At 54.2% G+C, this 25,890-nt stretch carries 25 protein-coding genes; 9 read left to right on the top strand and 16 right to left on the bottom strand.

The genetic code is table 11. From position 1 onward, the window contains the following. Nucleotides 1-124: 124 nt before the first annotated feature. Together CRO19_RS08660 and CRO19_RS08665 are read right to left on the bottom strand one after the other, a co-directional pair. A complete protein-coding gene (locus CRO19_RS08660; protein ID WP_097095469.1) occupies nucleotides 125-463 on the bottom strand; it encodes a hypothetical protein in 339 nt (112 codons plus the stop codon). Between the two features lie 378 nt (nucleotides 464-841). Beyond that, nucleotides 842-2,278, bottom strand: coding sequence for an aminotransferase-like domain-containing protein (locus CRO19_RS08665; protein ID WP_097095470.1), 1,437 nt, complete (start codon nucleotides 2,276-2,278; stop codon nucleotides 842-844). A 190-nt stretch (nucleotides 2,279-2,468) separates the two neighbouring features. On the opposite strand from CRO19_RS08665, the gene CRO19_RS08670 reads away from it, so the two are divergent. From CRO19_RS08670 to CRO19_RS08695, 6 genes are read left to right on the top strand one after another with little or no spacing between them, the layout of a single operon-like run. Then, the gene (locus CRO19_RS08670; protein WP_097095471.1) at nucleotides 2,469-3,935 is read left to right on the top strand and encodes a hypothetical protein; all 1,467 of its coding nucleotides are present in this window, start codon (nucleotides 2,469-2,471) and stop codon (nucleotides 3,933-3,935) included. A gap of 17 nt (nucleotides 3,936-3,952) precedes the next feature. After that, nucleotides 3,953-5,230, top strand: coding sequence for an ATP-grasp domain-containing protein (locus tag CRO19_RS08675; RefSeq protein WP_097095472.1), 1,278 nt, complete (start codon nucleotides 3,953-3,955; stop codon nucleotides 5,228-5,230). After that, nucleotides 5,218-5,925, top strand: a complete 708-nt coding sequence (locus CRO19_RS08680; RefSeq protein WP_097095473.1) for a class II glutamine amidotransferase — start codon at nucleotides 5,218-5,220, stop codon at nucleotides 5,923-5,925. Before CRO19_RS08675 ends, CRO19_RS08680 begins: the two co-directional genes overlap by 13 nt. 5 nt (nucleotides 5,926-5,930) lie before the next feature. Beyond that, nucleotides 5,931-6,731, top strand: coding sequence for a 2OG-Fe(II)-dependent halogenase WelO5 family protein (locus CRO19_RS08685; protein ID WP_097097619.1), 801 nt, complete (start codon nucleotides 5,931-5,933; stop codon nucleotides 6,729-6,731). 27 nt (nucleotides 6,732-6,758) lie between these two features. Beyond that, nucleotides 6,759-7,259, top strand: coding sequence for a YbaK/EbsC family protein (locus CRO19_RS08690; protein WP_097095474.1), 501 nt, complete (start codon nucleotides 6,759-6,761; stop codon nucleotides 7,257-7,259). A 21-nt stretch (nucleotides 7,260-7,280) separates the two neighbouring features. Further along, nucleotides 7,281-8,186, top strand: a complete 906-nt coding sequence (locus CRO19_RS08695; RefSeq protein WP_097095475.1) for an EamA family transporter — start codon at nucleotides 7,281-7,283, stop codon at nucleotides 8,184-8,186. A gap of 49 nt (nucleotides 8,187-8,235) precedes the next feature. Here the strand turns inward: CRO19_RS08695 and ibpA are convergent, their stop codons facing one another. Then, nucleotides 8,236-8,649 carry a small heat shock chaperone IbpA gene (gene ibpA / locus CRO19_RS08700; protein ID WP_097095476.1) on the bottom strand — a complete coding sequence of 138 codons (414 nt, stop codon included), beginning with the start codon at nucleotides 8,647-8,649 and terminating at the stop codon, nucleotides 8,236-8,238. A 285-nt stretch (nucleotides 8,650-8,934) separates the two neighbouring features. Between ibpA and CRO19_RS08705 the strand changes: the two genes are divergently transcribed. Continuing rightward, nucleotides 8,935-9,294: a YceK/YidQ family lipoprotein gene (locus CRO19_RS08705; RefSeq protein ID WP_320204469.1), complete on the top strand. Its 360-nt coding sequence runs from the start codon at nucleotides 8,935-8,937 to the stop codon at nucleotides 9,292-9,294. On the opposite strand, the gene CRO19_RS08710 is transcribed toward CRO19_RS08705, so the two are convergent. The 10 genes from CRO19_RS08710 to CRO19_RS08755 all read right to left on the bottom strand — a co-directional run bounded on the left by CRO19_RS08710 (nucleotide 9,272) and on the right by CRO19_RS08755 (nucleotide 18,669). Continuing rightward, nucleotides 9,272-10,534, bottom strand: coding sequence for a YidR family protein (locus CRO19_RS08710; RefSeq protein ID WP_097095478.1), 1,263 nt, complete (start codon nucleotides 10,532-10,534; stop codon nucleotides 9,272-9,274). The genes CRO19_RS08705 and CRO19_RS08710 overlap by 23 nt on opposite strands. 163 nt (nucleotides 10,535-10,697) lie before the next feature. Continuing rightward, nucleotides 10,698-11,990: an MFS transporter gene (locus tag CRO19_RS08715; RefSeq protein ID WP_097095479.1), complete on the bottom strand. Its 1,293-nt coding sequence runs from the start codon at nucleotides 11,988-11,990 to the stop codon at nucleotides 10,698-10,700. A gap of 245 nt (nucleotides 11,991-12,235) precedes the next feature. Beyond that, nucleotides 12,236-13,384: a galactonate dehydratase gene (dgoD, locus tag CRO19_RS08720; RefSeq protein ID WP_097095480.1), complete on the bottom strand. Its 1,149-nt coding sequence runs from the start codon at nucleotides 13,382-13,384 to the stop codon at nucleotides 12,236-12,238. Continuing rightward, on the bottom strand, nucleotides 13,381-13,998 hold the full coding sequence (locus tag CRO19_RS08725) for a 2-dehydro-3-deoxy-6-phosphogalactonate aldolase (RefSeq protein ID WP_097095481.1): 618 nt from the start codon (nucleotides 13,996-13,998) through the stop codon (nucleotides 13,381-13,383). Before CRO19_RS08725 ends, dgoD begins: the two co-directional genes overlap by 4 nt. Further along, entirely contained in the window at nucleotides 13,982-14,860 is an 879-nt protein-coding gene (locus CRO19_RS08730; RefSeq protein WP_097095482.1) for a 2-dehydro-3-deoxygalactonokinase, read from the bottom strand. Before CRO19_RS08730 ends, CRO19_RS08725 begins: the two co-directional genes overlap by 17 nt. Beyond that, nucleotides 14,857-15,555 carry a FadR/GntR family transcriptional regulator gene (locus CRO19_RS08735; protein WP_097095483.1) on the bottom strand — a complete coding sequence of 233 codons (699 nt, stop codon included), beginning with the start codon at nucleotides 15,553-15,555 and terminating at the stop codon, nucleotides 14,857-14,859. The genes CRO19_RS08730 and CRO19_RS08735 overlap by 4 nt, the downstream gene beginning before the upstream one ends. A 391-nt stretch (nucleotides 15,556-15,946) precedes the next feature. Continuing rightward, a complete protein-coding gene (gene yidA / locus CRO19_RS08740; protein ID WP_097095484.1) occupies nucleotides 15,947-16,756 on the bottom strand; it encodes a sugar-phosphatase in 810 nt (269 codons plus the stop codon). A 152-nt stretch (nucleotides 16,757-16,908) separates the two neighbouring features. After that, nucleotides 16,909-17,184, bottom strand: coding sequence for a hypothetical protein (locus CRO19_RS08745; protein WP_097095485.1), 276 nt, complete (start codon nucleotides 17,182-17,184; stop codon nucleotides 16,909-16,911). A gap of 68 nt (nucleotides 17,185-17,252) precedes the next feature. Then, nucleotides 17,253-18,041, bottom strand: coding sequence for a molybdopterin-dependent oxidoreductase (locus CRO19_RS08750; RefSeq protein ID WP_097095486.1), 789 nt, complete (start codon nucleotides 18,039-18,041; stop codon nucleotides 17,253-17,255). A 10-nt stretch (nucleotides 18,042-18,051) separates the two neighbouring features. Next, nucleotides 18,052-18,669, bottom strand: a complete 618-nt coding sequence (locus tag CRO19_RS08755) for a cytochrome b/b6 domain-containing protein (protein ID WP_097095487.1) — start codon at nucleotides 18,667-18,669, stop codon at nucleotides 18,052-18,054. Between the two features lie 264 nt (nucleotides 18,670-18,933). On the opposite strand from CRO19_RS08755, the gene CRO19_RS08760 reads away from it, so the two are divergent. Together CRO19_RS08760 and CRO19_RS08765 are read left to right on the top strand one after the other, a co-directional pair. Beyond that, nucleotides 18,934-19,644, top strand: a complete 711-nt coding sequence (locus CRO19_RS08760) for a response regulator transcription factor (RefSeq protein WP_097095488.1) — start codon at nucleotides 18,934-18,936, stop codon at nucleotides 19,642-19,644. A 9-nt stretch (nucleotides 19,645-19,653) separates the two neighbouring features. Then, nucleotides 19,654-21,126 (top strand): sensor histidine kinase, encoded by a 1,473-nt coding sequence (locus CRO19_RS08765; protein ID WP_097095489.1) that lies wholly within the window; start codon nucleotides 19,654-19,656, stop codon nucleotides 21,124-21,126. Nucleotides 21,127-21,177: 51 nt separating this feature from the next. On the opposite strand, the gene gyrB is transcribed toward CRO19_RS08765, so the two are convergent. The 3 genes from gyrB to dnaN form a co-directional block, all read right to left on the bottom strand. Continuing rightward, on the bottom strand, nucleotides 21,178-23,586 hold the full coding sequence (gene gyrB, locus CRO19_RS08770; RefSeq protein WP_097095490.1) for a DNA topoisomerase (ATP-hydrolyzing) subunit B: 2,409 nt from the start codon (nucleotides 23,584-23,586) through the stop codon (nucleotides 21,178-21,180). 17 nt (nucleotides 23,587-23,603) lie between these two features. Next, nucleotides 23,604-24,689 carry a DNA replication/repair protein RecF gene (gene recF / locus CRO19_RS08775; RefSeq protein WP_097095491.1) on the bottom strand — a complete coding sequence of 362 codons (1,086 nt, stop codon included), beginning with the start codon at nucleotides 24,687-24,689 and terminating at the stop codon, nucleotides 23,604-23,606. 99 nt (nucleotides 24,690-24,788) lie between these two features. Beyond that, nucleotides 24,789-25,889 (bottom strand): DNA polymerase III subunit beta, encoded by a 1,101-nt coding sequence (gene dnaN / locus CRO19_RS08780; protein WP_097095492.1) that lies wholly within the window; start codon nucleotides 25,887-25,889, stop codon nucleotides 24,789-24,791. Nucleotide 25,890 lies beyond the last annotated feature (1 nt).

Here is a 25,890-nt window from a genome sequence, read left to right on the forward strand (position 1 = left end):
CCCAGCGCCACTAATAAATAAAAAACCAGTCATCAAAAACACAAAAAAAACAAAATTCTTGAATAAAAAGAACACGTCTAACTCCTATTCACCCGCTCGCAAATAAGGAGCGGGTGAGGGTTATCTATCGGCTGCAGGAACCGCCCATCCCACCTGAATTACAATTTCCAGAGGAATTACTGTTACCGTTATTATTACCGTTGCCACTGCCTGTGAAACAACCCCCGGCTATCGCGCCACCGACCATTCCCAGGCCTGCGCCGACGATTCCACCAGCGGCCCCAGCAATAGTGCCGCCAATGATGCCATTATTACAACCAACCACATAGCCGCTGTTGTAACCTGAGCGACCTCCAGCGCCACCGTTATTGCTATTGTTTTTACTATTTGAGCCCCGAGGGGGATCGTTACGACCACCACCACCAGAAATGAAGCTCAGTAATTCTCTCTCAATTACTTTCATAAACAACTCCTTTGTTCAATGTTGTAATCCCACATACCTATTCAGCGAGGAGATTAATACCTCACTTTTTATTTCGTGCAAAGCGGTTTTTCTCGGAACTAATTAGCTGGTATTGTAATAAGAATCCAATAAAATAGCGTATTATTTGGCTAAACCATTGTTTTTTAGATTCAATTTAAATCACCAGGCTCGTGCTATTTTTTTGCGATTTTATTCCTGGCAGATATCAAGATTAACATTAATCAGAGCAATGAGCGTAGTTACTAAAATTAAAAGAAGTGTTTAATGAATCTATTAATTCGTAGATGAAGAGTAGCGACAAAGTCATTGTTCCTTTGCCGTTTATGCTATTAACGCGACCCTTTCCTCAGAGTATATTTACATCGCCGCTCCCAACGACAACTGGCACCACTGCCCCAGCTGCTGAATCGCCTGCTCCACTTCGGCATTCCAGCCAAAGCCGGCGTTGAGTCGGAAACAGTGATCGTAGCGGTCATCAGTGGCGAAAATATGCCCCGGTGCGATACCGATGCCTGCATTACGCGCCTTAAGAAACAGCGCGCGCACGTTCAACGCGCCCAATGGCATCTCCACCCATAACACATATCCTCCTTCGGGATCGGAGACGCGCGTGCCCGGCGGGAAGTAGCGCAGCACCGCCTGGCGCATGTGCTGGATTTGGTTTTTCAGCTCGCGCCGCAGCTTGCGCAGATGGGCGTCGTAGCCGCCGCTGCGCAGCAGTTCGGCAATTGCCGCCTGCGACAGCACCGAGGTTCCCATGCTGGTGGTGTATTTCAGCGAGGCGATTTTGCGCATGTAGTTGCTGCTGTGCACCCAGCCAATACGTATGCCGGGCGCGACGGTTTTCGAGAAGCCGCTGCACAAAATGGCATTTGGGCTGAAGGCGCGCATCGGGAACGGACGACGCTCGCCAAAGGCGGTATCGCCGAAAATATCATCTTCGATGATCACCACATCGTTCTCGTCGGCCTGGCGGGCGATATAGGCTTTCTGCTCGTTAGGAATGCTTTTGCCCAGCGGATTATTGATGTTGTTAATGGTGAGGTAGGCCTGCACCGCTTTGCGCTGAAATAGCGACGTCAGTTTTTCAACATTCACGTAGCCTGCAGGGCCAGCCTCCACTTCAATCACGCGTAGATTGAGGTTATGTAGCATTTGCAGCAGCACAAAATAGCAGGGCGATTCCACTGCGACGATATCGCCAGGCTGCGTCGTCGCGCGCAGCGCCAGAGAGATCGCTTCAATACAGCCATTGGTGATCAGGATGTCATCTGCACTGATATTGCAGCCATAATCCACCGCCCGGCGGGCAATTTCGGTTTTCAATGGCATATAACCGGTGCCTTTAACCGTATTCCCCAGCAGCGCCGGTTTGCTGTAACCCATCTGACGCATCAGCAAGCCGATTTTCTTGACCGGATAGAGTGAAATATCGCCGTTCGCCAGATCCAGCCGCACGCGACAGTCCGATCCCAGCATCGCCAGATGCAGTTCGGTTTGCTCGTCGAGCGGTGCAACGTCGCGCGCTTGCTCATTGATGACCGCCGGAAAAACATTATCGGCCTTGCGCGGCGCGACAAAAAACCCGGACTTCGGCCGCGCGACCGCGTAGTGCTCATCCTCAAGCGTACGTAATGTTTTTAGCGCAGTGGTCATACTGACACTGTGCTGCGTTGCCAGCGTGCGCACCGAAGGTAACCGGCTGTCGGGCGGCAGAGAACCACTATGAATGGCTTGTTTTATCTGTTCTGCAATTTGACGGTAACGACTGCCCTGTTCCGTTTCACCCGCCATCTGTTCCACCCTATTTCGTGATGATCTGTGCGTATTCACCAGATTACATTCAAAGTACTTTAGGCTGCATTAGTTAATTGAGAACCCTGCGCGCTGAAAAATTCATTCCGTAACCCCTTCGTGGCCCATTTCCGCTCGCTGCCGCCAGCAGGACAATTGCGATTTTCTTAGCCAAAGGATGAAGTGAAAAATGAATAATCTGTCCGCCATGATGAGAGAAATTGAAGAATATCTCACTGCCACGATTATCGACTCAGCCCAGCGTTGCTCGCACCGTCTGCTTGCCGCGTTACCCGATGCGGCCAATCCTGGAAACAATCGCGTACTGCTGGCTTATGGCGGCGGCAAAGACAGCAGCTATATGGTGGCGTATGTACGCTACATTCAGGGACTGATCTGGCAGCAGCACGGCAGCACGTTTCAGTTGCGCATCAGCACCAACCGCCATGCGGCGATGAACGACAGCGTGATGGAAAATATCGATCGCGTGTATCGCGCGTTGCATATCTTTGAAGATGACTTCACCGAATGTTTGGTAATCGATGGCCTGCAAATCCGCCCTTTCGATCGTCATTTGCCCATGCCAGACAGCGTACGTCAGCAGAATCGCAACGATGTGCTGATGAATGGCCACCGTTTCCGTGCCGATGCGCGCTCTACCTTTTGTAATGCCTGCAACCTCAGCATGGTGAACTCCTTTGGTTTGGCGGCGCATTATGACGGCGGCGTTGATGTGATCATCACCGGCGATTCACCGCAGGAACAAACCGCTTATCTGGCGTGGGCGCGCCATCTATCACGTCTGTTTAATGCACCGGTGGCGGATAAGTCACGCGGCTTTAGCGGCTTCCTGCAAACCTTAGATGGCGTCGCTGAGCGCTACTTTGCTGATATTTACGGCGCCGATCAGGTGACCCCCGCGCACCGTATTACCTGGCAGCTGGTGCGCGATCCGCTGTTCTTCAACATCTATCAAGACACCGCCTATGAAGCCGGCGCGCACTGGGCGCTGCTGACGGAATTTATGCATTTCCGCTTTGATGAGCTGATGTTCAGCTTTTCCGAATCGGACTGCGGCAACCCGACGTTAATGGCACATATTCGCGGTCTGCGTGCGGAGACGCTATTACAGCGTAGCTACGCCGAAGGCATTCGCGAATATGTGCGCTTTGCGCTTGGGTTAATGGTGAAAAAGGATTTCCCACCGCAGCTGATCGATGAAATGGCGGCACGTTATCAGGACGATGAAGCGATTAAACGCGCCCGTCAGCGCGCCGCGCAGTTCGCCGAGCAGGCTTTTGGTCTGAATGAAACCCAGCTGATTTGCATGATCTATTCGCCGTTTATCGCCGCAGGCCACCAGCTGAAAAACTGGCTGCAGCAGGTAGAGGATGCACCGGACGAAGCGGCAGTGCGCACGCTGCTGGGCGGCGATAACGACGATCTGCTGGTAGCGCAACAGCTGGAGCAGCTTTCTGGTTTAACCCTTACGCAAATGCGCCATTGCTGGCGCAGCGAGCAGGTGAGTTCACTGCTGGACAGCCAGCGCGGCGATGCGCTCTCACGCGTGCTGCGTTTTGATCCGCACAAAGTAGTGATTCAGGTGAATAACGGTGTGCTGCAAGACATCGTCACTGAAGTGATCTCCGGGCGTTAACCCGGTAAGGCAACGCGATGAGAAAGATTTTCCTGCAGATTGGCGCCACCCGCGATGGGCAAAATCCCTACTGCGCGGTGGCCAAACGCGAGGGCTATTTTACCGTGCTGGCGGAGATGGGCGATTTTGTCGATTACCAATCGCTAAGCATCCCGTTGCCGTTCGATCTGGTTGTGCGCCTCGATCGCCCGGAAAATCCGTGGGATGTGCTGCAGGCCTGTTTGCATGCCGGGTTAATGGAACATCCGCAGATCGTGCTGGCAGGCTTTGAGGCCTACAACACCAGCGCCGGGCGCGTGCGGGAGTTGCTGGCCGGGCCGGACGCCGCCAGGTGCTTTATTCCCCCGGATAAGTACGCTCAGCGCATGGCATTATGCAAAGCCTGGCAGCGGTTTCCGCAGCCGGAATTTCGCTTCTTCGCCTCACCGCTGAGCATCCGTGACGCGCGTGATGCCCTGCTCTATCCCTGCGTCGTCAAGCCCGTCGACGGCGGCGGCGGCCTGGGCATTTGGCTCGTCAAAGACGCGCAGCAGCTGAATGCGGTGATCAACAAGCTGGTCGATACCATGAATTACGGCGGTCGCGGCTTCAGCGGCTTTATCGTCGAGAGCTGGCTGGCTGGCGATGAGTACTCGCTGCAAGGCGTGGTGGCGGAAGGCCATGCGCTGGCGCTGACCTGCTGCCAAAAGGTGATCGAACATCACACCGATGCCGACGGCTGCGTCAGTTTTTACGAATCCGGCCATGTCGCCGTCGCGGCGCAGCAGCTGCCTGCCAGCTTCTCCAGCCTGATGAGTTTCTGCTGCGAAACCTTTGGCTATCGTCAGGGCGCGTTTCACATCGACTTCATTATGGTGAACGGCGAACCGCACTTTCTCGAAATGGGCTTTCGGCTCTCCGGCATGGGCGTGGTGAATCTGGTGCAGGAAGTCACCGGCATCAACTGGGCTGAACTGGCGTTCCATATCGAAGCCGGTCACGGCCTGCCGCAGCTTGATTTCCCCGCCCAGCCGCCGGCGGTGGGGCGTGTACGTTTACGTCAGCGCCTGCAATATGACGCCGCAGAACGCTGGATCGCGCAGCAGCAGCGCGGTCAGCTGTTGCCGCCGCTCAATCTACCGGTGCTGGATGTCTCACCGCGATCTTCGCTGTATGCCGATCTAACCCGTCACGCCGGGATTCTGGCGACCTTTCGTCTTGCGGCAGAGAGCCGGGACGAGATTCTGGCGGTTTTCCATCAGATCCTCGACGTCTCATCGCTCACCACACAGAGAGATTTACTATGTGCAGAATGATTCTGGCGCACGGCCAATTTGATGCCGCCGCGGTGCTGGAGGCCGCACGCGCCATGAGCTGCGGCGAAACCGCCACGCATGAAGGACCGATCAAACAGCATCCCAACGGCTGGGGCTGTTTATGGCTGGAGCAAGGCCACATCCGCACGCTACACGGCACCGGCACCTTCGCCGATGCGCTGCCGGGCATTGATGTTGATCGCCTGCGCGGACGCTTTTTGGCAGTACATGTGCGCCACGCCACTTTAAGTAAGAATCAGGGTATCGAATTTTCCCATCCGCTGTGGCGCACCAGCGGCGAAACCCAGTGGTACATGATGCATAACGGGTTTTTGCCTACTGTGTATCAGCAATTAGGCATGGCCGCGTCGCGCTTCGATTCTGCCGAGTATCTTGAGTACATCGTTGATCGCGCCACGCCCGCTGATTTCACCCGCGACTATTTGCGCAACAAAATGGCGCAGGTGGCGCCAGGCGGCAGTTCGGCGAACGCAATTTTTGTTACCCGCGAAAAAGCCTGGGCATGGCAGTGGCATCCCGCTGATACACCCTATCCCAACTATTTCACGCTGCACCGTTTCCAAAACAACAACACGACATTTATCTCTTCTGAACCTATTTCGGCACTGGGCACGGCGTCTGAATGGCGCCGCATGAGCAACCATGAACTTCATGAATTTCCTTTAGGGGAGTGATCAACATGGCTATTTTCAATCAGATACGCGTTATAAACCCAGAAATGTTTGTGGAAAGTACCTGGCTGGACGACATCGTTACGGCACGCGTGCCGCTGCTGGTTTTACGCAACTTTCTAACGCCGGAGGTGCGCGAAGCCGTGGTGAACGATTTGCAACGCTGCCGCGAGCAGGTGCGCGTATCGCACTACCCCAATGGCGCGTTGACGACGCTCGGCCCTTATCTGGCGAAGCATACCGCCGCGCCGGAAAACTACTTCACCGAACTGCGCGATATCCAGCCGATGCTGCCGCCCTCGCTGCACTGCCTGCGCGATCAGATCTACCATTGGGTGAAACACGCCTTACGTCTGGAAAGCCTGCAAACCGCCAACGAGCCTGAGTTGGGCGATTACGCCGGTTCGATTGTGCGCTTCCACGCCAACGGCGTCGCCAATCCCCTGCATAACGACAATATCGTGCGTGATGCCGCCGGCAGCGGCCTGACCGTGACCGGGATCTTGCATCAGCTGAGCTGCGTGGTCTGTTTGCAGGAGTGCAACGCGGGCGGCAAGCTGCGCATCTTCAATAAGAAGTGGCAGCCTCTGGATGAGCGCTTCAAAACGCCGGGGGAACTCGGCTATCAAACCGCCGTGATTGAACACAGTGAAGTGTGTGAATTTTCACCGCGCAGTGGCGATATCTACCTGTTTAACCCGGCTTTTTATCATGAAATTGATCGTGTGGAAGGCGACACGCGCATCACCATGGGCTTTTTCTTTGGCCTGACCGACAAAAAAATGAAACACGCCATCGCCTGGAGTTAACGCCAGGTTTTAGACGAGGAGACGAGCATGAACAGTTTTGAAAAAGTGACGGCCCTGCTGGATCAGCATCAGGCGCGCTATCGCGTGGTGGAGCATGAAGCCATTGGCCAAACCGATCGAATTAGCGCCATTCGCGGTAACGATCTCAATCAGGCGGCCAAAGCGATGGTGCTGGAAGTGACGATGCCAGAGGGTGCCGATCCGCGCTATCTGCTGGCGATTGTGCCGGGTGACTGCAAGATCAATTTCAAAAGCGCCGCCCGCGCTATCGGCGGCAAGAAATCGAGCTTTGCTGCGCCTGAAAAGGCGCAGGAACTGACGCAGTGCGAGATGGGCGCGGTGCCGCCGTTTAGTTTTGATGACCGGCTGGCGCTGCGGGTTGATAATCGCCTGCGCGATGTTGGCACGCTGTGGTTTAACGCGGGTGCTCTGGATCGCTCTATGGCGTTACAGGTGGCTGATTTCTTTCGCGTTGTCGGTGAGGAATGTTGTGCCGAGATTGCAACACCGATGACGGCAACCGCCTGAATGCGGCAGTAAGGAAACGGTATGTCAGTAAAAGATATGTTGTTGGCCCTGTGTGTCGTGGTGGCGTGGGGCATCAATTTTGTGGTGATCAAGCTGGGTCTGCAGGGCATGCCGCCCTTTTTGCTGGCCGGACTGCGTTTTACCCTGGTGGCATTTCCGGCGATCTTCTTTGTGAAGCGTCCGGCGATTCCCCTGCGCTGGCTGGTGGTTTATGGCATGACCATTAGCTTCGGCCAGTTCGCCTTTCTGTTCCTTGCCATCAAGCTCGGCATGCCCGCGGGATTGGCGTCATTGGTATTGCAGGCGCAGGCATTTTTCACCCTGCTGCTCGGCGCGCTGTTCCTGGCGGAGAAGCTGCGCTGGAATCACATCGTCGGGATTTTAGTGGCGACGCTCGGCATGTTTATGCTGGCGACTGCCGGCATGGAGGGGCAAACCACCGCGGGCATCACGCTCACCACCATGATGCTGACGCTGGCTGCGGCGCTGTCATGGGGCCTCGGGAACATCACCAACAAAATCATTTTGCGTAATCGCAGCGTGCCGGTGATGTCGCTGGTGGTGTGGAGCGCGCTGGTTCCGGTCGTGCCGTTCTTTGCCTGCTCATGGCTGTTTGAGGGGGAAACGGTGATTGTCACCAGCCTGCTGCATATCTCGCTGCAAACTCTATTGGCGCTGATCTACCTCGCCTTTGTCGCCACCATCATGGGCTATGCGATTTGGGGCAATCTGCTCAGCCGCTACGAAACTTGGCGTATAGCGCCGCTCTCTTTGCTGGTACCGGTGGTGGGGATTCTCAGCGCTGCGTTGATTCTGAATGAGACCCTGTCGCTACGGCAGATGATCGGCGTTTCCGTGATCATTCTCGGCCTGCTGGTCAATGTATTTGGCGGGATGGTGACGCAGCGATTAGCGGTGCGCACCTAAACAAAAACGCCGCATCGCTGCGGCGTTTTCATTCAACTGAGTATCCTGATTACAGGATTTCGATACGACGTGGTTTCGCCTCTTCCGGGACGATACGCACCAGATCGATGCTTAACAGACCATTTTCCAGACGCGCATCGCGCACCGTAATGTGATCGGCCAGCTGGAATTTGCGCTCGAAGTTGCGTTCGGCAATGCCCTGATACAGGTATTTACGCTCCTGCTGCTCTTCAGGATGCGCACCGCGCACCACCAGCACATTGTCGTGAGAGGTGATATCTAATTCGCTCTGCGCGAAGCCTGCTACGGCAATGGTGATGCGGTAGAAGTTCTCATCCACCAGCTCGACGTTGTACGGAGGATAGCCACCGTTGGCCTGGTTCTGATTGGTCTCTAGCAGGTTAATTAAACGATCAAAACCAATTGCAGAACGATAAAGCGGAGAGAGATCAAAGTTACGCATAATAAGACTCCTGATAATCAGCAAGTTTAGGCAACCTTCCACCATGGACAGGTTGTTTAGCCCGTTGCTGCCCCTTACGGCAACAGCAACAACACTGTTCTCTGAAAATGGGTGCAGCCTGATGACTTTCAAGGGCTAATGCGTATTTTTTTACAGCAATTCTGACGATATGGCATACACTCAGGGGACGATTCGCCTGAAATGCCAGACATGGCCACAGAGCTTTGCTAACGTCAGGTGACACACTCCAGCCAGGGCGATGCCATGTCTGAAGGGATGATGAAAATGAATATGATGAAACGCTTTCCGCTCACCGCTGTGCTGGTGTGCACGACCTTTGCGACCTCGGGCTGCTCCAGCGTTATGTCTCATACTGGCGCAAGTCAGGGCTATTATCCCGGCACGCGCGCCAGCGCAGAGATGCTGACTGACGACAAAACCAGTTGGGCGATCAAGCCGCTGGCGCTGATCGATTTACCTTTCTCCGCCGTGATGGATACGATTCTGCTGCCGTGGGATTACTTCCGTTCCGATGACGACAGAAGTAAAGATTCCATACACGAGCGCGTGCTGCAGAGCGAAAAGCTGGCGGGCACCCAAGCCAGCCTGGCGACTGCAGCATCTATGCCTGGGGAATCGCACTAACGCAGAATAGCTGACGCCACCCCTCAACATCCCGCATATAGGCGATCTGCTCGCCATCCGGCGACCATACCACTGCATCACCGGATGGCGCTTGCTCACTACGTTGTGTCAGACGTGAGCATTGCCCCGTCGCCACCTCACAGCGCATGACGCTGTTATCGCAAATGAAGGCTATCGCGTTGCCAGCAGGTTGCCAGCTGAAGGCGGACTGAATGCTACTCGCCAGCTGTGTGATCTGACGCGGTTCTCCGCCATTAGGCGATACCTGCCACAGCTGCACGACGTCGCGATCGTCTGCCATTAAGAAGGCAATGGCGCTGCCGTTGGGTGCGGCGCGTAGCCAATGACGCGGCTGCGGTGCTAAACCTCTGCCGTGCGTAATGCGTCGCTGCTGCACGCCCGCCGGGGGCGCTGGCAGTTTTTCGGCTGTGCCCTGCAAAGGCGATGCGCCTGCTTTCGCGTAATCCGCCAAAGGTTCGGGTAAATCCACGACAAAGATTTCTGCCACTTTGTCGCCATTCGCCGCACGCGTATCGCCGATAAAGGCAATTGCCCAGCGCTGCCAGCTTCCATCGGCTTTCTGATAGCCTTGATCACCTATCCAGCACTCTTCATAAGCGCGGTCAATCTGATCGCTGCCGGGCTGTGGCTCACGCTGCGTCTGGCTTATCAGCACGCAATAATGGCTGCCGTCATATTCACGCGGATGCTGTTTGGGCGGACACACCGGATGCAGCGGTACCGCAACGCCCACGTTGCGCAGGTCATCGCGCGCATCCTTTTCATGCATCACGTGATCGTTGTAGGTAAAACTCAGGCGTGTCCCATCGGGGCTGAAGACGTGCACATGTGAACCACCGCGTAATGCCCCGGGCGTATAAGGCGCGGTGATGTCACAGGCATCGAGATTCTCCGCCATGCCTTGCTGCACGATTACGCCGCGACGGTGATGAAAATCATAGCGCCAGTGTGCATCCGGATGTTCTGGGCCGTGAATGCAGACATAACGTGGTGGCAAATCCGGGCTAACGGTCACCACGCCAACGTGTGCGCCATCGCGCGCCTGATACAGCACTTCAACGGCACCACTCGCCACATTGACGCGTTCGATAGTCAGGCTGGTAAAAGAGGCGCCGGAAGGTCGCACATCAAACGCCAGCCATTGGCTGTCGCCGGTCCAGACGTTGATGTTGGTCAACTGGTGATGACGCTGAGCAAAGGTGAGTTGTTTTTCTGACATGAGGCAACCTTACAGCTAACAGTTGCCGGATAAATTACGTGATTTGCAGGCGGGATGCGACTAAACCCGGTCGCCATTATCGTGCGGCTATTAGCCAAGTCGCCATGAATGGCGACCCTACGGCACGGTTTTGTAGGGTGCGCATTCATGCGCACCGGATGAGTTAACCCACGCGCTTCACGTCACCAACCAGCAGGATGTACGACAACGCACCGATCAGCGCCACGGCTGAGATATACACCAGCGCAGGCGCAAAGCCATAATCCTGCGCCAGATAGCCCACCACCAGCGGTACAGTGATGCCGCCCAGGCCACCGACAAAGTTGAACATCCCGCCGGTCAGGCCAATCAAGCGCACCGGCGCCAGCGACGACACCAGCGACCAGGTAATCGAAGCGAAGCCGTTGCCGAAGAAGGCGATGGCCATCAACGTCATAATCCAGATGGGATCGTTAGTGTAGTTAGCGCCCATGATGCAGGTTGAAATCAGCAAGCCGCAGATAATCGGCGTTTTACGGGCGAACCCAAGTGAACGGCCGCTGCGCACCAGGCGATCGGCAACGATGCCCGACAGAATCACGCCAACAAACGCCGCGAGGAAAGGCACCGTGGTCATAAAGCCCGCGGTCAGCGCCGCGATGTGTTTTTCCTGCGTCAGGTAGTTTGGGAACCAGGTCAGGAAGAACCACAGCGTTGACGTCACCGCGAATTGGCCGAGATACACGCCGCACAGCTTGCGATGGAATACCAGTTTCCAGTCGGCAGCGGTAAGTTTGGTACGGGTTTTCTTCTCGCTCGGCGCATCGCCATCAACCATCGCGCCCCCTTCGCGGATATAATCCAGCTCGGCTTTGTTGATGCCTTTGCTCTGACTCGGTGCCTGATAGCACTTAATCCAGACCAGCGACCAGATAATGCCGATGGCCCCGGTGATGATGAACACCCAATGCCAGCTCAACAGTTCCTGGATCCAGATCAGCAGCGGCGTCAGGAATGCCAGGCCAACAAACTGGCCGGAGGTATAAAAGCCCACCGCTGAAGCGCGCTCCTGTTCCGGGAACCAACTGGTCACCAGACGGTTATTGGTGGGGAAGGCGGGCGCTTCAAAGATGCCCGTAATAGCGCGCAGGCCAATTAAGGATAATAAGCCCGTCGCGAATCCCTGGAATAGCGTTGCGACCGACCAACCGAAGATGGCAATAAAATAGGTTAAGCGTGAACCAACGCGATCAAGGAACCAACCGCCGGGAATCTGGCACAGCGTATATAACCAGGCAAAGGCAGAAAATACATAACCCATTTGCGCTTTGGTGATGCCGAATTCTTCCTGAATATGGGCAGAGGCCACCGCTAAATTAGCGCGATCGACATAACAAATAACCACCGTAATAAAGATCATCAACAAGGTAATATAACGACGGCGCGTCGGTTTGGCGTGAACAGCAGAGAGATCCATGGTGTTTCTCCGTAATCGCGATTGCCGTTAAGGTGCGATAAAGCGCGCCCCGGTAAACGCAGGTAGTGGTAACAAAGGTAAAGCCGCCGTGGCGGTAAATAAGCTGTGCCGGGAAAAAGGCTGAGTGAAGCCCTATGCCCTATTTCACCGGCATATAATCGTTTAGATTTAATTTAATTAAACTTAATATCCTAAATAATTTAAGTGGCAGAAAACACATCTGCAGCTTAAATTAAGATGGGTATTTACCATTCAGCAACTGAACCGTCCGGGAATCTCCAGAGTGGGTTTCTCCAGTCCGGTGCATTTTTACTGCGTTCAATCACTAACTCTTCGTTAATTTCCACGCCGAGGCCCGGTTTATTTAACGGATAGAAATGACCGTCATCCATTTTGAAATCGTCTTTATTGATCACGTAATCGAGCAGTTCAGCGCCCTGATTATAGTGAATCCCCATGCTTTGTTCCTGGAACACCGCATTGCGCGAGACGAAATCGACGTGCAGGCACGCCGCCAGCGCGATCGGGCCCAGCGGGCAGTGTGGTGCCAGCGCGACATCGTAGGATTCGGCCATTGCGGCAATTTTGTAGCACTCGGTGATACCGCCCGCATGCGACAGATCCGGTTGCAGAATCGCCAGACCACCCGCTTCCAGCACGCGTTTGAATTCAAAGCGCGAGAACATACGTTCGCCAGCGGCAATTGGGATGTGGGTTTGTGCGGCGAGGCGCGGATAGTATTCCGCCTGTTCGGCCAGCACCGGCTCTTCAATAAACAGCGGACGATAGGGTTCCAGCTCTTTGATCAGCACTTTTGCCATTGGCGCACTGACGCGGCCGTGGAAATCGAGGCCGAATTCAATCTCTTTACCGAAGGCTTCACGAATCTGTGCCACGGTATTGACGGCCTCATCGACCTTACGCGCATTATCGATGATGCCCATCTCTTCGCAGCCGTTGAGTTTGAAGGTATCAAAACCGATAGTGCGCAGTTTCTTAATGCCATCAATCACCTCTGATGGGCGATCGCCGCCTACCCAGCTGTAGGCTTTGATGCTGTCGCGCACTAAGCCGCCGAGCAGTTGATAAACCGGTACGCCCAACGCTTTGCCTTTGATATCCCACAACGCCTGATCGATACCGGCGATGGCGCTCATCAGAATCGGGCCGCCGCGATAGAAACCACCGCGATACATCACCTGCCATAAATCATTGATGCGCGCCGGATCCTGGCCAATCAAATACTCCGACAGCTCGTGCACCGCCGCTTCCACGCTGCGAGCGCGCCCTTCGATGACCGGTTCGCCCCAGCCGACAATGCCTTCATCGGTTTCAATTTTCAGGAACATCCAGCGCGGCGGCAGGCGATAAGTGGTCAGTTTGGTAATTTTCATCGTACAGCGTCCTTATAAGCAGCAATAAATGCGCGAGCCTGTTCCACAGTGCGCGACAACGGTTGCCCGGCGCGATAAAGATCGCTACCTAAGCCGGCACCAATGCAGCCTGCGGCCATAAACTCATGCAGGTTCTCCGGCGTCACGCCGCCCACGGCAAACACCGGCACCTCTGGCGGCAACACCGCTTTCAACGCTTTGATGTAGCCCGGACCAAAAGCCGACGACGGGAAAATTTTCAGCGCCTGCGCACCGGCCTGTAAAGCAGTGAACGCTTCAGTGGCGGTCGCACATCCAGCGGCAACGATCATGCCTTTGGCCACCGCCTGGCGGATAACCGCAGCATCGGTATTCGGCGTGACCACTAATTTGCTATTCAGCGTCGCCAGCTCGTCGACCTGCGCCGGATTCAGCACCGTGCCGGCGCCAATTAGCGCCTTGTCGCCAAAGGTTTTCACCATCGCGCCAATACTTTTGCCCCATTCCGGCGAGTTCAGCGGGATTTCAATCGCGTCGAAACCCGCGTCGATCAGTGCGCCAACGTGCGCTTCCGCTTCATCCGGCGTGATACCGCGCAGAATCGCGATCAGCGGAACCTTAGTTTGCCAGGACATTCGCAATACTCCTTATTCCGTGCTGGAAAGCACGATCGCCCTCCAGCGTGACTGAATCCAGGCCGATAAAATGCAGCGCCTGCTGATAGCGTTGCGCCAGCGCACTTCCGGCAATAATGGTGATCGGTTGGCTGCCTGCCGCGTGGTTTTTTGTCATTAGCGCCACTTCGTGGCCGATCAGTAAACCTGAGAGAAAATCACTGATATGGCGGCGATCGCGCGCACCGAGTACGTGTGAAGCACGCACCTCAAACAGCCGAGACAGAATCGAGGCATCGTTGCTACCGATCTGTAGGCCATCAAGGAAGGCGGTGGCGTTCTCTTCTTGCTGCGGTAAACCGGCACCCACCAGCGACTGTTTCAGCAGCAGATGGTGTAGCTCACCGGTCATGACGGTACGGAAATCCAGCACGCGATCCTGTTCCACCTGCACCCATTTAGCATGCGTACCGGGCATGACGTAGAGCGGCGCGGGCTGCAATGCCAGCGCACCGAGTAGCTGTGTCTCTTCACCGCGCATCACGTTGTAGTTGTCGTCACGTTCGACGCTCAGTCCCGGCACGATCCATGCCTTATCTTCAACGCGCGTCAGTCGGCTACTCAACTCACCCAGCGCCACCGGGCAGGACAGATAGGGCACCGATAGCCAGCCCGCGTTGCTGCCAACCATGCCGGCCATGACGACGGGAACGTCATTGGTTGGCCAACCGTCGGTCACGCTGGCAAAGACTTCGGCAGGTGTGCGCTCGCCCAGGCGCGTGACACCCGCTTCTGAACGGCGCTCCTCTTTGCATTCACCGGCCTGATAATACCAGGCGCGCAGGTTGGTCGATCCCCAATCAATCGCGATATAGCTGGTCACATAATCTCCTTGAGTCGTGCCGTTGAGCTGGCAATCATCGCTTTAGCCGCCTGCTCCGCTGCATCACCATCCTGATGGCGAATGGCATCAAACAGCGCTTTATGTTCGGCTAAGGTGCGCGGCATATTGCCTTCATCAGCCATATAGGTTTGCGCAAACACCGCTTTTTGCAGCTGGCTGATTGCCACATTGAGCTGCTGCAATACCGGGTTGTGCACCGAATTCAACACCGCTTCGTGATAGCGAATATCCGCTTCGTTAAAGGCTTCACGATCGAGGTGATTGGCCACCATCGCGTTGTAGGCCAGCTCAATGGCGGCCAGATCGGTTGAAGTGGCTCGCTCGGCTGACCAGCGCGCAATCTGCGGCTCCACCAGCACACGCACTTCGTTCATTGCCGCAATCAGACGCGGATCCTGATCGTGCGCCAGCGCCCACTGCAACACATCGCTATCCAGATAGTTCCACTGGTTACGTGGCGTGACGAAGGCGCCGCGATAGCGCTTCATCTCCATTAAACGCTTCGCCATCAGCGAACGAAAAACTTCACGGATGATGTTGCGCGAGGTGCCAAAACGCTCACACAGTTCAGCTTCCGCCGGCAACGCCGCACCTGGCACAAACTTCCCTGCCACAATCTCTTCACCCAGCGTGAGGATGATGCGTTCCGTTTTACTTAATTGTTCTTGCGTCATGATGTTCCATTCAGTGAAAGGCGATAGCGCATCAGATTACTGCTTTCGTTCCGCGAAGCCTACGCCGCCGATTGTAGTACCATCACGTTAAGTTGTACTACAATGTGGATCACAAAATAGACAATCCATATGTGAAATCGCGGTAGGGTTGCCAGACATGGCGTAATGCTCGTCAGTTAAACCAGAATCGGCACCATGAATGGTGGCCCTACGTGGATATAGCCCGGGTTTTCGTAGGGTGCGCATTCATGCGCACCAGCATAAACAGGCATTTTTTTGCTTAACCGATCGGTATTACGCCAGGAATGGCGACCTTAAAATCGCATCGAGAGGTTTGTTGGGTCGCCACTCATGGCGACCCAATCACAACGTGAGGAGAAAAAAGAAGGGCTTACAGCACCAGCTCTTCGATAGCGTGCGCCACGCCATCTTCCATGTTGGTTTTGGTAATGAACTGCGCAATTTTTTTCACCGAATCAATGGCATTACCCATTGCTACGCCCGTTCCAGCATACTCAATCATGGCCAGATCGTTTTCCTGATCGCCAATCGCCATCACCTCCTCACGCGCCAGGCCAAGTTTCTCAGCCAGCATTTTCACGCCTTGTCCTTTATTCGCACGCGAATCGAGGATTTCGAGGTAATACGGGGCGCTTTTGAGGATGGTGTAATTATCGCGAGCCTGCTGTGGCAAACGCTGAATGGCAGAATCCAGCAGATCGGGTTTATCGATCATCATCAGCTTAGGGAAGCGCATGGCGCGATCCATTTCTTCAACAGAGCGATAGCGCACCGGAATGCCAGTGAGGCTCGCTTCGTGGATGGTGAATTCGCTGATGTCTTTGTTTGGCGTATAGAGGAAGGATTTGTCGAAAGCCTGGAAGTGGACGCCAAGTTCACGCGCTAGCTGTTCAATATAAAGGTAGTCGTCAAAGCCCAGGGTAATTTCTGCAACGCATTCACCATCATTGGCACGATGCACCAGCGCACCGTTATAACTGATGCAGTATTGGCCCTCATCAACCAAATTCAGCTCCATTAAATAGCGCTGAATACCGACATAGGGACGGCCAGTGGTAAGCACCACCATAACGCCTTTTTTGTGCGCGCGCTCAATCGCGGATTTAACGGCGGCCGTGATCTCATGCTGCGGATTGAGCAGCGTGCCGTCCATATCGATTGCAACCAGTTTTATTGCCATAACGTCCTCGTTGAGTCAGGGTTTTGATCAATGCTAGCGCGATTCAGCTCGCATTGACCAGTTTCACAGCAGACTTAGGACTTTTTACTCAACCATTAAAAAAGGCCATCATATACATGATGGCCTGAAATACAGGGAGCAAGAGGCTGGTTTTACTGGCTCATTGCGTCTTTTTTCATTTTATCTTCTTTACCCATAGCATCCTTCTTCATGCCCATAGCATCTTTGTGCATGCCGTCTTTTTTCATGCCCATTTCATCTTTGTGCATGCCCTCTTTCTTCATGCCCATTTCATCTTTGTGCATGGCCTCTTTCTTCATGCCCATTTCATCTTTTTTCATGGCGTCTTTGCCCATGGTGTCAGCAGCATAGGCAACGGATATGGTCATCATTGAAGCGATAAAGGTTGCTACGATTACGTTTTTCATAGGGTGTTTCCTTACATTATTTTCATTTATGAAGCGTATTGGCGCACCAGGCACCGGGTTTTTAGCGATCAGCTTCCGCCGAACCAGTTGTATCCTTCGTCTTCCCAGTAACCACCGGTATAACGGTTGGTTACTTCAATCACCTGTATATGCTTTGGATTTTTGTATCCCAGCTTGGTTGGGATACGGATTTTCATCGGATAACCATATTCAGGCGGTAAAATGCGTCCATCCCAGCTCAATGCCATGATGGTTTGTGGATGCAGCGCCGATGCCATATCGATGCTGGTGTAGTAATCATCTGCACATTTGAAACTGACATATTTGGCCGTGGTATCAGCCCCGATGAGTTTCAGGAAGTCAGCAAAACGCACGCCGCCCCAGCGGCCAATCGCGCTCCAGCCTTCCACGCAGATATGGCGCGTAATCTGATCAACCTGCTGCATATTGTAGAGCTGTGGCAGCGACCAGCTGCGCTTATCACTCACCAGACCGGCAATCTCCAGGCGCCACTGTTCGCCATTAACCTGTGGAATATCCTCTTCACCGTAAAACGCGTTGAACGGGAAAGACTTAGCGATACGATCTGCGCTGTATTCCGGTGACAAACTGGCAGGATTAAATAGCCAGCCCTGAACGCGATCGTTGAAGCGAGAAAAGCTATTCAGCACGCTATCCACGTCGGGCGTTTCGCGGAGATCGCAGCCGGTTAGCATCACCACCCCACCAAGTGTTAATCCCTGGCGTAAAAAACGGCGACGTGCGGATGAATCCAGCTGGCGCGCCAAAAGTTGCTGCGCTTCTTTTACTACTGCCTCCGCATCGCCCGGTGAAAGTCCGAGATTACTTTTTTTCATTTCGCTCTCCTTAGCGTCCACGCAGCATGGCAATGAAGGTTTTAGGCACCAGCGCCACCATCACCAGATGCACCACGACAAAACCCATCAGCGCTGTCATCGCGTAAAAATGGATGAAACGCGCGGCCTCATAACCGCCAACGAGTTCGCGTAACAATCCAAACTGGACGGATTTCCATAACACCAGCCCAGACAGCACCAGCAGCAGGCAATCCACCATTACAAACAGATAGGCAGCCCGTTGAACGTTGTTGTACTGCCGTAAATCCGCATGTGCCAGTTTGCCCTTTAGCGCGTTGATGGCATCCTGCTGGAGCCCACGTAGCGTCAGCGGTAGAAACTTTTTGGCAAAACGTCCGGTCACGATATTCATCGTCAGATAAAACACGCCATTCGCAGCGAAAATCCACATGGCGGCGAAGTGCCACTGCAGCGCTCCGCCTAACCAGCCGCCGAGAGTGACCTCGCTCGGAAAATAAAAGTCGAATAGGGGTGAAGCGTTATAAATGCGCCATCCGCTCAACGTCATAAGCACAATGGCTGCGGCATTGATCCAGTGGCACGCTCGCAGCCAGCGTGGATGAATCACGGCCGGGCATGCGTTTTTTTTGTCCAAATGAATGTCCATATCATCTGCCTCCCTTTTTAATGTGGCCGCATTGTTGCGCGGGCCCGCTCTGCCCTATGACAAGAAATGTCTCAATGACTGGCTTTTAAACCCGCGGCCCCATGGAGAAATTTTCAATCCGTGTCTGAGCTCAGCGTTTAAGGTCTGAATGCTATTGTGGTGCGTTGTTGTTCACTAAAGCCTCACGTAGGTTTAAACAAAATGTGAACACTTTCCGCTGTCTTTAGCGGTAAATTGATCTGATAAGCGAAGCAGGAATGGATGATGCACGACGCAAAAAAAATACTTATCGTCGAAGATGACTGCGGAATTGCCGACGTTTTACGTCTGAACTTTCAGGATGAAGGCTACGACGTAACCCACGCAGCCGAAGGGAATCTCGCTGTGCAGCTGCTTGAAACCCAGCATTGGGATGCCTTAATTCTTGATTTGATGTTGCCCGGCGTGGATGGATTAGAAATCTGTCGTCGAGCCCGCGCGATGAAGCGTTATACGCCAATTATCATGATCAGCGCACGTTCAAGCGAGGTGCATCGCGTATTGGGTCTGGAACTGGGTGCAGATGATTACCTGCCAAAACCTTTTTCCGTACTGGAACTGGTGGCGCGGCTCAAAGCCCTTTTTCGTCGCCAGGAGGCGATGGCCATCAATTCACGCATGGAAGCCGGTACGCTGCACCACGAGGCGCTAATGATTGATCCCATGGCACGAGAAGTCTGGCTGCGCAGCAAGCCAGTAAATTTAACGCCGCGTGAATTCGATCTGCTCTACTACTTTGCCAGGCATCCCGGAAAAGTTTTTTCTCGCCTCAATCTGCTTAATCAGGTTTGGGGTTATCAACACGATGGTTATGAACACACCGTCAACACCCATATCAACCGTTTACGGTTGAAAATTGAAGACAACCCAGCCGAACCCCGCTACATCCTGACGGTGTGGGGGAAAGGCTATAAATTTTCGCTGCCTGCGAATTAGGTTTTAAACATGAAACGCCTGACACTCAGCCAGCGCCTGGCGCTGGTTTTTGCTTCTCTGCTATTACTTTGCACACTGTTGTCGGGCTGGATGCAGATTCGCATTAATGCACAATATGGCAGCGCCGTGGTTCAACGCTTATCCGACGGACTTGCCAGACATATCGCCAGCCTTAATCCCGATATGATTGGCGAAAAAGGCGTTAACCTGCCGCTCATGAAGGCGCTGTTTAATGATTTGATGGCGCTCAACCCCAGCGTTGAGGTCTATTTGCTGGATTTGCAGGGCAATATTCTGGCCGATGCCGCGCCGCCTCATCATATTAAACGTACCAACGTCAGCGTAGCCCCCCTGCGTTCACAGCTCAACGGCGCCGCTGCGCCAGTTTATGGTGATGACCCGCGTAATCTGCAGGAGAAGAAAGTGTTTAGCGTTGCGCCCCTTTCGCTTAATGGCCAGCCTGTTGGCTATCTGTATGTCATTCTCCAGGGAGAAAATTATCTCCAGCTGGAGCAGGAAGCGCAGCTCGATATTTTACAGCGTACGTCATTGTGGTCTTCTTTATTGGTGGTGCTGTTTGGGCTGACGGCGGGCGTGGTGGCGTTCAGTTTAATTACCCGACCGATGCGTCAGTTAACGCAGCGCGTACGCAAACTTAACCGCGAAGACATGACGGAGATAAAACAGCTAGCCGAGTTACCGTTGCCGCAACAACAGGAAAAGGATGAGGTGGCGGTATTACAAGGTGCTTTTGTCGGTATGGCGCGTCGCGTTGCCTTTCAGTGGGAAAAGCTGGCTTATCAGGATCAGCTGCGCCGCGATTTTGTCGCCAATATCTCGCACGACCTGCGCACGCCGCTCACCACTTTGCATGGTTATCTTGAAACCTTGCTGTATAAAGCGGATAGCCTAAAAGCAGATGAAAGTCAGCGTTATTTGCATATCGCGCTTTCGCAAAGCCAGAAAGTGAGCATGTTAGCCCAGCAGTTATTTGAATTGGCGCAGCTGGAATATGGCGTGATAAAACCCAACTGTGAGGCGTTTAGTCTTTCTGAACTCACTTACGATGTGGTGCAGAAATTCGAATTAATGGCCAGCACGCGTAATATTCGCTTCGTGGTGGATATGCCAGACCAGTTGCCGCAGGTAAATGCCGATGTCTCAATGATTGACCGTGTGCTAACTAACTTACTGGATAACGCGCTTAAATATACGCCACAGGCGGGTACGATTGAAGTTACGCTGCGTAACGCAGAGCGTGAGGTTGAAGTGAGCCTGAAAGATTCCGGGCCGGGTATTCCCGAGGCTTTACGAGCCACACTGTTTGAGCGTCCTTCTGCACTTTCCCACGCCAGCACCCGAAAAAACAGCGGTGGTTTGGGATTAATGGTGGTTCGCCGCATTCTGCAGCTGCATGGCAAAGATATCCGCCTGGATGAAAAATACCCCGGCGCATGCTTCCGTTTCTCCGTCCCACGCTGAAAATAAAAAACCCTTCCACCAGGGAAGGGTTTTCTGTTTCGGCCTTATCGATTAGATATCGATATTGGCCGCTTTCAGCGCATTCTCTTCGATAAACGCACGACGCGGTTCAACTGCATCGCCCATTAAGGTAGTGAACAGCTGATCAGCAGCAATAGCATCCTTGATCGTCACGCGCAGCATGCGGCGGCTATCCGGATCCATGGTGGTTTCCCACAGCTGCTCAGGGTTCATCTCACCCAAACCTTTATAACGTTGGACAGACAGACCACGACGCGACTCTTTCACCAGCCACTCAATCGCCTGCTCGAAGCTGCTTACCGGCTGGCGACGTTCACCACGTTCGATAAATGCATCTTCTTCGATCAGACCACGCAGCTGCTCGCCCAGACTACAGATTTTGCGGTATTCCGGGCCATCGATGAATTCACTATCCAGCGGATAATCGGTATCAACGCCGTGGGTGCGGACACGCAGCACCGGTTCGAACAGATTCTGTTCGCGGTTTGCACGCACCTGCGCCACATAGCTGCTGCCATGCGCTTCGCGCTCGGTCAGATACGCGACTAAAGCGTCGATCCAGCCCTGTACTGCGGCTTCGTCACTGAGGTCATTTAACGTTGGATGGTAGATCAGACCACGCAGCAGAGCCGCTGGGAAACGACGCTCCATACGCTTGATCATGCGCTGCGTACTGTTGAAATCAGCCACCAGCGTTTCCAGCGGCTGACCCGCCAAAGCTGGCGCGCTGGCATTAGTGTGCAGCGTTGCGCCATCGAGCGCGATAGAAATCTGATATTGGTCCATCGCTTCGTCGTCTTTAATGTACTGTTCTTGCTTGCCTTTCTTCACTTTGTACAGCGGCGGCTGAGCAATATAGACGTGACCACGCTCCACGATTTCCGGCATCTGACGATAGAAGAAGGTCAACAGCAGCGTACGGATGTGCGAGCCGTCGACGTCCGCATCGGTCATGATGATGATGCTGTGATAACGCAGTTTGTCCGGGTTGTATTCGTCACGACCGATACCACAGCCCAGCGCAGTAATCAGCGTGGCGACTTCCTGCGACGCCAGCATCTTGTCGAAGCGCGCTTTCTCCACGTTCAGGATTTTACCTTTCAGCGGCAGAATCGCCTGGTTTTTACGGTTACGGCCCTGCTTGGCGGAGCCGCCTGCGGAGTCACCCTCCACCAGGTAGATTTCAGACAGCGCCGGATCGCGCTCCTGACAATCCGCCAGTTTGCCCGGCAGACCGGCCAAATCCAGCGCACCTTTACGGCGCGTCATTTCACGCGCACGACGCGCCGCTTCACGCGCACGCGCCGCATCAATGATCTTGCCAACCACGATTTTGGCGTCAGATGGATTTTCCAGCAGGTATTCTGCCAGCAGTTCGTTCATCTGCTGCTCAACCGCCGATTTCACTTCTGAAGAGACCAGCTTGTCTTTGGTCTGGGAAGAGAACTTCGGATCCGGCACTTTCACCGAAACCACGGCGATCAGACCTTCACGCGCATCGTCACCGGTGGCGCTGACTTTGGCTTTTTTACTGTAACCTTCTTTATCCATGTAGGCGTTCAGGGTACGCGTCATTGCCGCACGGAAACCGGCCAGGTGCGTACCGCCGTCGCGCTGTGGAATGTTGTTGGTGAAGCAGTAGATGTTTTCCTGGAAACCGTCGTTCCACTGCAGCGCCACTTCCACGCCAATGCCATCTTTCTCGGTAGAGAAATAGAACACGGTGGGATGGATTGGCGTTTTGTTTTTGTTGAGATACTCAACAAACGCCTTGATACCGCCTTCGTAGTGGAAGTGATCGCTCTTGCCGTCGCGTTTATCTTCGAGACGAATCGAGACGCCAGAGTTGAGGAACGAGAGTTCACGCAGGCGCTTCGCCAGGATGTCGTACTCAAACTCAATCACATTAGTGAAGGTTTCATAGCTCGGCCAAAAACGCACGCGGGTACCGGTTGCGTCGGTATCACCTGATACCGCCAGCGGTGCCTGCGGCACGCCGTGCTGATAAACCTGCTGGTGCACTTTACCTTCGCGACGAATGGTCAGCTCCAGCTTCTGCGACAGGGCGTTTACCACGGAAACGCCGACGCCGTGCAGACCGCCCGATACTTTATATGAGTTATCATCAAATTTACCGCCTGCGTGCAGAACGGTCATGATCACTTCCGCCGCAGAGACGCCCTCTTCCGGGTGAATGCCGGTAGGAATACCACGTCCATCATCCTGCACGGAAACCGAGTTATCGGCATGAATAGTAACGGTAATGTCACTGCAGTGACCGGCGAGCGCTTCGTCGATAGCGTTATCCACGACTTCGAATACCATGTGATGCAGACCGGTGCCGTCATCCGTATCGCCGATGTACATGCCCGGGCGTTTGCGTACCGCATCAAGCCCTTTCAGGACTTTGATACTTGAGGAGTCATAAGAATTCGACATCAACGTTTCTCGCTCATTTAATCTTCAGGTTGAACCACTATTTTACCCTGTTCCACGCGGAACATCTTGCCCTTTTCATCACTCATGTCGATTACATGCTCGACACCAATGGCGCTGACAAATACTTGAGCCTGCGTGGCTTTTAGGCGTTCAGCTAACAGCCGGCGACGGGTGTCATCCAGCTCTGAGGCAAAGTCATCAATCAGATACAAACAGCGTCGTCCGCTGCTGCGCGTCAGATATTCGCCCTGCGCTAAGCGCAGCGCGCACATCAGTAGCTTTAACTGACCGCGTGAGAGTAAATCTTCCACCGGCGTGCCCTCAGCACGAATACGAAAATCGGCTTTATGCGGGCCGCTGGCGGTGTAGGTGAGCGCTCGATCGCGCTCGAAATTACGCTCCAGCAATTCGGCGTAGTCGCTCTCTTTATCCCAGCCGCGCTGGAAAGAGAACGCTAGCTCGAACTCTGGTAAAAATTGGCCACAGGTGGCGATGATCTCGCGGGAAATCGCCGCGCTGTATTCGGCGCGCCATGCGCTGATTTGCTCGGCCAGCGGCACCAGTTCCTGATCCCACGGACGAATCTGGCTGTAGCGCGATACCTGGCGCAGCGCCGCATTGCGCTGTTTCAGCAGACGACGCAGATTGCTCCAGGCATGGAAAAAGCCGGGCGCGGCGTGGAAACAGCCCCAATCGATATAGGCACGACGATATTTGGGACCGCCATTCAGCAGCGTAAAACCTTCCGGTGTGATCAGCTGCATGGGTAACAGTTGCGCTAACTCAGCGACTTTGTGACCGTCGCTGCCATCAATGCGTACTTTGCTGTCGCCGGCGCGATTTTTGGTTAACCCCACCGACAGTTCGCGTTCACTGCCTTCAATTCGGCCGTGCAGCACAAAGGCGTCTTGATCGTGACGAATAACGCGCCCCGCTTGCAAACTGCGAAACGCACGACCGTGGCCCAGCGTGTAAATCGCCTCCAGCACGCTGGTCTTGCCGCTACCGTTGGCGCCAACTAAAAAATTGAAACCGGGGGCCAGCGCCAGATCGGCCTGCTCAATATTGCGAAAATCTTTAATCAGGAGGCGGGTTAAAGCCATGAAGTGTTCCGGGATGAAGCTATTCGGGATCTTGTAGGGGAGCCATTAATGGCTCCCAGGATGGTGCGAACATTCGCCAGGTCGGCATAAATGCCGACCTTACAAGCGCATTGGCATAACTACGTATGCCGCGGCTGGACTGGCAACATCTTCAATCTGCACGCTCGACACCGAATCAGTCAGCAGCAAACGCACGTTCTCGCACTTCAGCGCATTCAATACATCCAGCACATAGCTGACGTTGAATCCGATCTCCAGATCGGTGCCGTTGTAAGAGACATCCAGCATCTCTTCCGCTTCTTCCTGCTCGGGATTATTTGCCGTGATTTTGAGCTGATTTTCGGTGATGTAGATGCGAACGCCGCGAAACTTCTCATTCGACAGAATCGCCGCACGCGCAAATGCCTGTTTCAGAATATCGCATCCGGCTTCTAAGGCTTTATCAGGATTCTTCGGCAATACGCGGCGATAATCCGGGAAACGGCCGTCAACCAGCTTGGAGGTGAAAATAAAGTCGCCAACGTGAGCACGAATATTGCTGCTGCCGATCTGCACCTGCAGCGGCGTTTCACCGCCATCAAGCAGGCGCATCAGCTCAATCACACCTTTACGCGGCACGATCACCGAATGGTCTGGCAACGCCTGACCAATCGGCATTGAGCACACCGCAAGGCGGTGACCATCGGTGGCGACGGTGCGCAGCTCTTCACCTTCGGTTTCAAACAGCATGCCGTTGAGGTAATAGCGCACATCCTGATGCGCCATCGAGAACTGCGTAGCCTCGATCAAGCGTTTCAACGTTGCCTGCGGCAAAGTAAATTCTACCTCGCTCTGCCAGTCATCCAGGTTCGGGAAATCACTGGCTGGCAAGGTAGATAACGAGAAACGGCTGCGGCCAGAACGCACCAGCATTCTGTCGCCTTCCAGCGTCAGGCTGATCTCAGCACCTTCCGGCAAACCGCGACAAATATCGAGGAATTTACGCGCGGGAACCGTGGTTGCACCCGGCTCGTGTGGCTGCGTCAGCGCAACGCGCGCCACCATTTCCATTTCCAGATCGGTGCCGGTCAGGCGCAGCGTATCTTCGCTGACCTGCAGCAGTAAATTGCCAAGGATCGGCAGGGTTGGACGACCGCCCAGCGGACCGCTGACCTGTTGCAGGGGCTTCAGTAACTGCTCACGTTCTACAATAAATTTCATA

This window comes from Candidatus Pantoea floridensis (assembly GCF_900215435.1).
Classification (GTDB): Bacteria; Pseudomonadota; Gammaproteobacteria; order Enterobacterales; family Enterobacteriaceae; genus Pantoea; species Pantoea floridensis.

Coding starts and splice junctions, on each gene's coding strand:
- dnaN (WP_097095492.1), bottom strand. CDS start 25,889: ATGAAATTTATTGTAGAACGTGAGCAGTTACTGAAGCCCCTGCAACAG.
- CRO19_RS08755 (WP_097095487.1), bottom strand. CDS start 18,669: ATGGACATTCATTTGGACAAAAAAAACGCATGCCCGGCCGTGATTCAT.
- yidA (WP_097095484.1), bottom strand. CDS start 16,756: ATGGCAATAAAACTGGTTGCAATCGATATGGACGGCACGCTGCTCAAT.
- CRO19_RS08675 (WP_097095472.1), top strand. CDS start 3,953: ATGAGAAAGATTTTCCTGCAGATTGGCGCCACCCGCGATGGGCAAAAT.
- CRO19_RS08705 (WP_320204469.1), top strand. CDS start 8,935: ATGAATATGATGAAACGCTTTCCGCTCACCGCTGTGCTGGTGTGCACG.
- CRO19_RS08685 (WP_097097619.1), top strand. CDS start 5,931: ATGGCTATTTTCAATCAGATACGCGTTATAAACCCAGAAATGTTTGTG.
- CRO19_RS08660 (WP_097095469.1), bottom strand. CDS start 463: ATGAAAGTAATTGAGAGAGAATTACTGAGCTTCATTTCTGGTGGTGGT.
- CRO19_RS08695 (WP_097095475.1), top strand. CDS start 7,281: ATGTCAGTAAAAGATATGTTGTTGGCCCTGTGTGTCGTGGTGGCGTGG.
- ibpA (WP_097095476.1), bottom strand. CDS start 8,649: ATGCGTAACTTTGATCTCTCTCCGCTTTATCGTTCTGCAATTGGTTTT.
- CRO19_RS08765 (WP_097095489.1), top strand. CDS start 19,654: ATGAAACGCCTGACACTCAGCCAGCGCCTGGCGCTGGTTTTTGCTTCT.
- CRO19_RS08690 (WP_097095474.1), top strand. CDS start 6,759: ATGAACAGTTTTGAAAAAGTGACGGCCCTGCTGGATCAGCATCAGGCG.
- dgoD (WP_097095480.1), bottom strand. CDS start 13,384: ATGAAAATTACCAAACTGACCACTTATCGCCTGCCGCCGCGCTGGATG.
- CRO19_RS08665 (WP_097095470.1), bottom strand. CDS start 2,278: ATGGCGGGTGAAACGGAACAGGGCAGTCGTTACCGTCAAATTGCAGAA.
- CRO19_RS08715 (WP_097095479.1), bottom strand. CDS start 11,990: ATGGATCTCTCTGCTGTTCACGCCAAACCGACGCGCCGTCGTTATATT.
- CRO19_RS08745 (WP_097095485.1), bottom strand. CDS start 17,184: ATGAAAAACGTAATCGTAGCAACCTTTATCGCTTCAATGATGACCATA.
- CRO19_RS08725 (WP_097095481.1), bottom strand. CDS start 13,998: ATGTCCTGGCAAACTAAGGTTCCGCTGATCGCGATTCTGCGCGGTATC.
- CRO19_RS08735 (WP_097095483.1), bottom strand. CDS start 15,555: ATGACGCAAGAACAATTAAGTAAAACGGAACGCATCATCCTCACGCTG.
- CRO19_RS08760 (WP_097095488.1), top strand. CDS start 18,934: ATGCACGACGCAAAAAAAATACTTATCGTCGAAGATGACTGCGGAATT.
- CRO19_RS08680 (WP_097095473.1), top strand. CDS start 5,218: ATGTGCAGAATGATTCTGGCGCACGGCCAATTTGATGCCGCCGCGGTG.
- CRO19_RS08710 (WP_097095478.1), bottom strand. CDS start 10,534: ATGTCAGAAAAACAACTCACCTTTGCTCAGCGTCATCACCAGTTGACC.
- recF (WP_097095491.1), bottom strand. CDS start 24,689: ATGGCTTTAACCCGCCTCCTGATTAAAGATTTTCGCAATATTGAGCAG.
- CRO19_RS08670 (WP_097095471.1), top strand. CDS start 2,469: ATGAATAATCTGTCCGCCATGATGAGAGAAATTGAAGAATATCTCACT.
- CRO19_RS08750 (WP_097095486.1), bottom strand. CDS start 18,041: ATGAAAAAAAGTAATCTCGGACTTTCACCGGGCGATGCGGAGGCAGTA.
- gyrB (WP_097095490.1), bottom strand. CDS start 23,586: ATGTCGAATTCTTATGACTCCTCAAGTATCAAAGTCCTGAAAGGGCTT.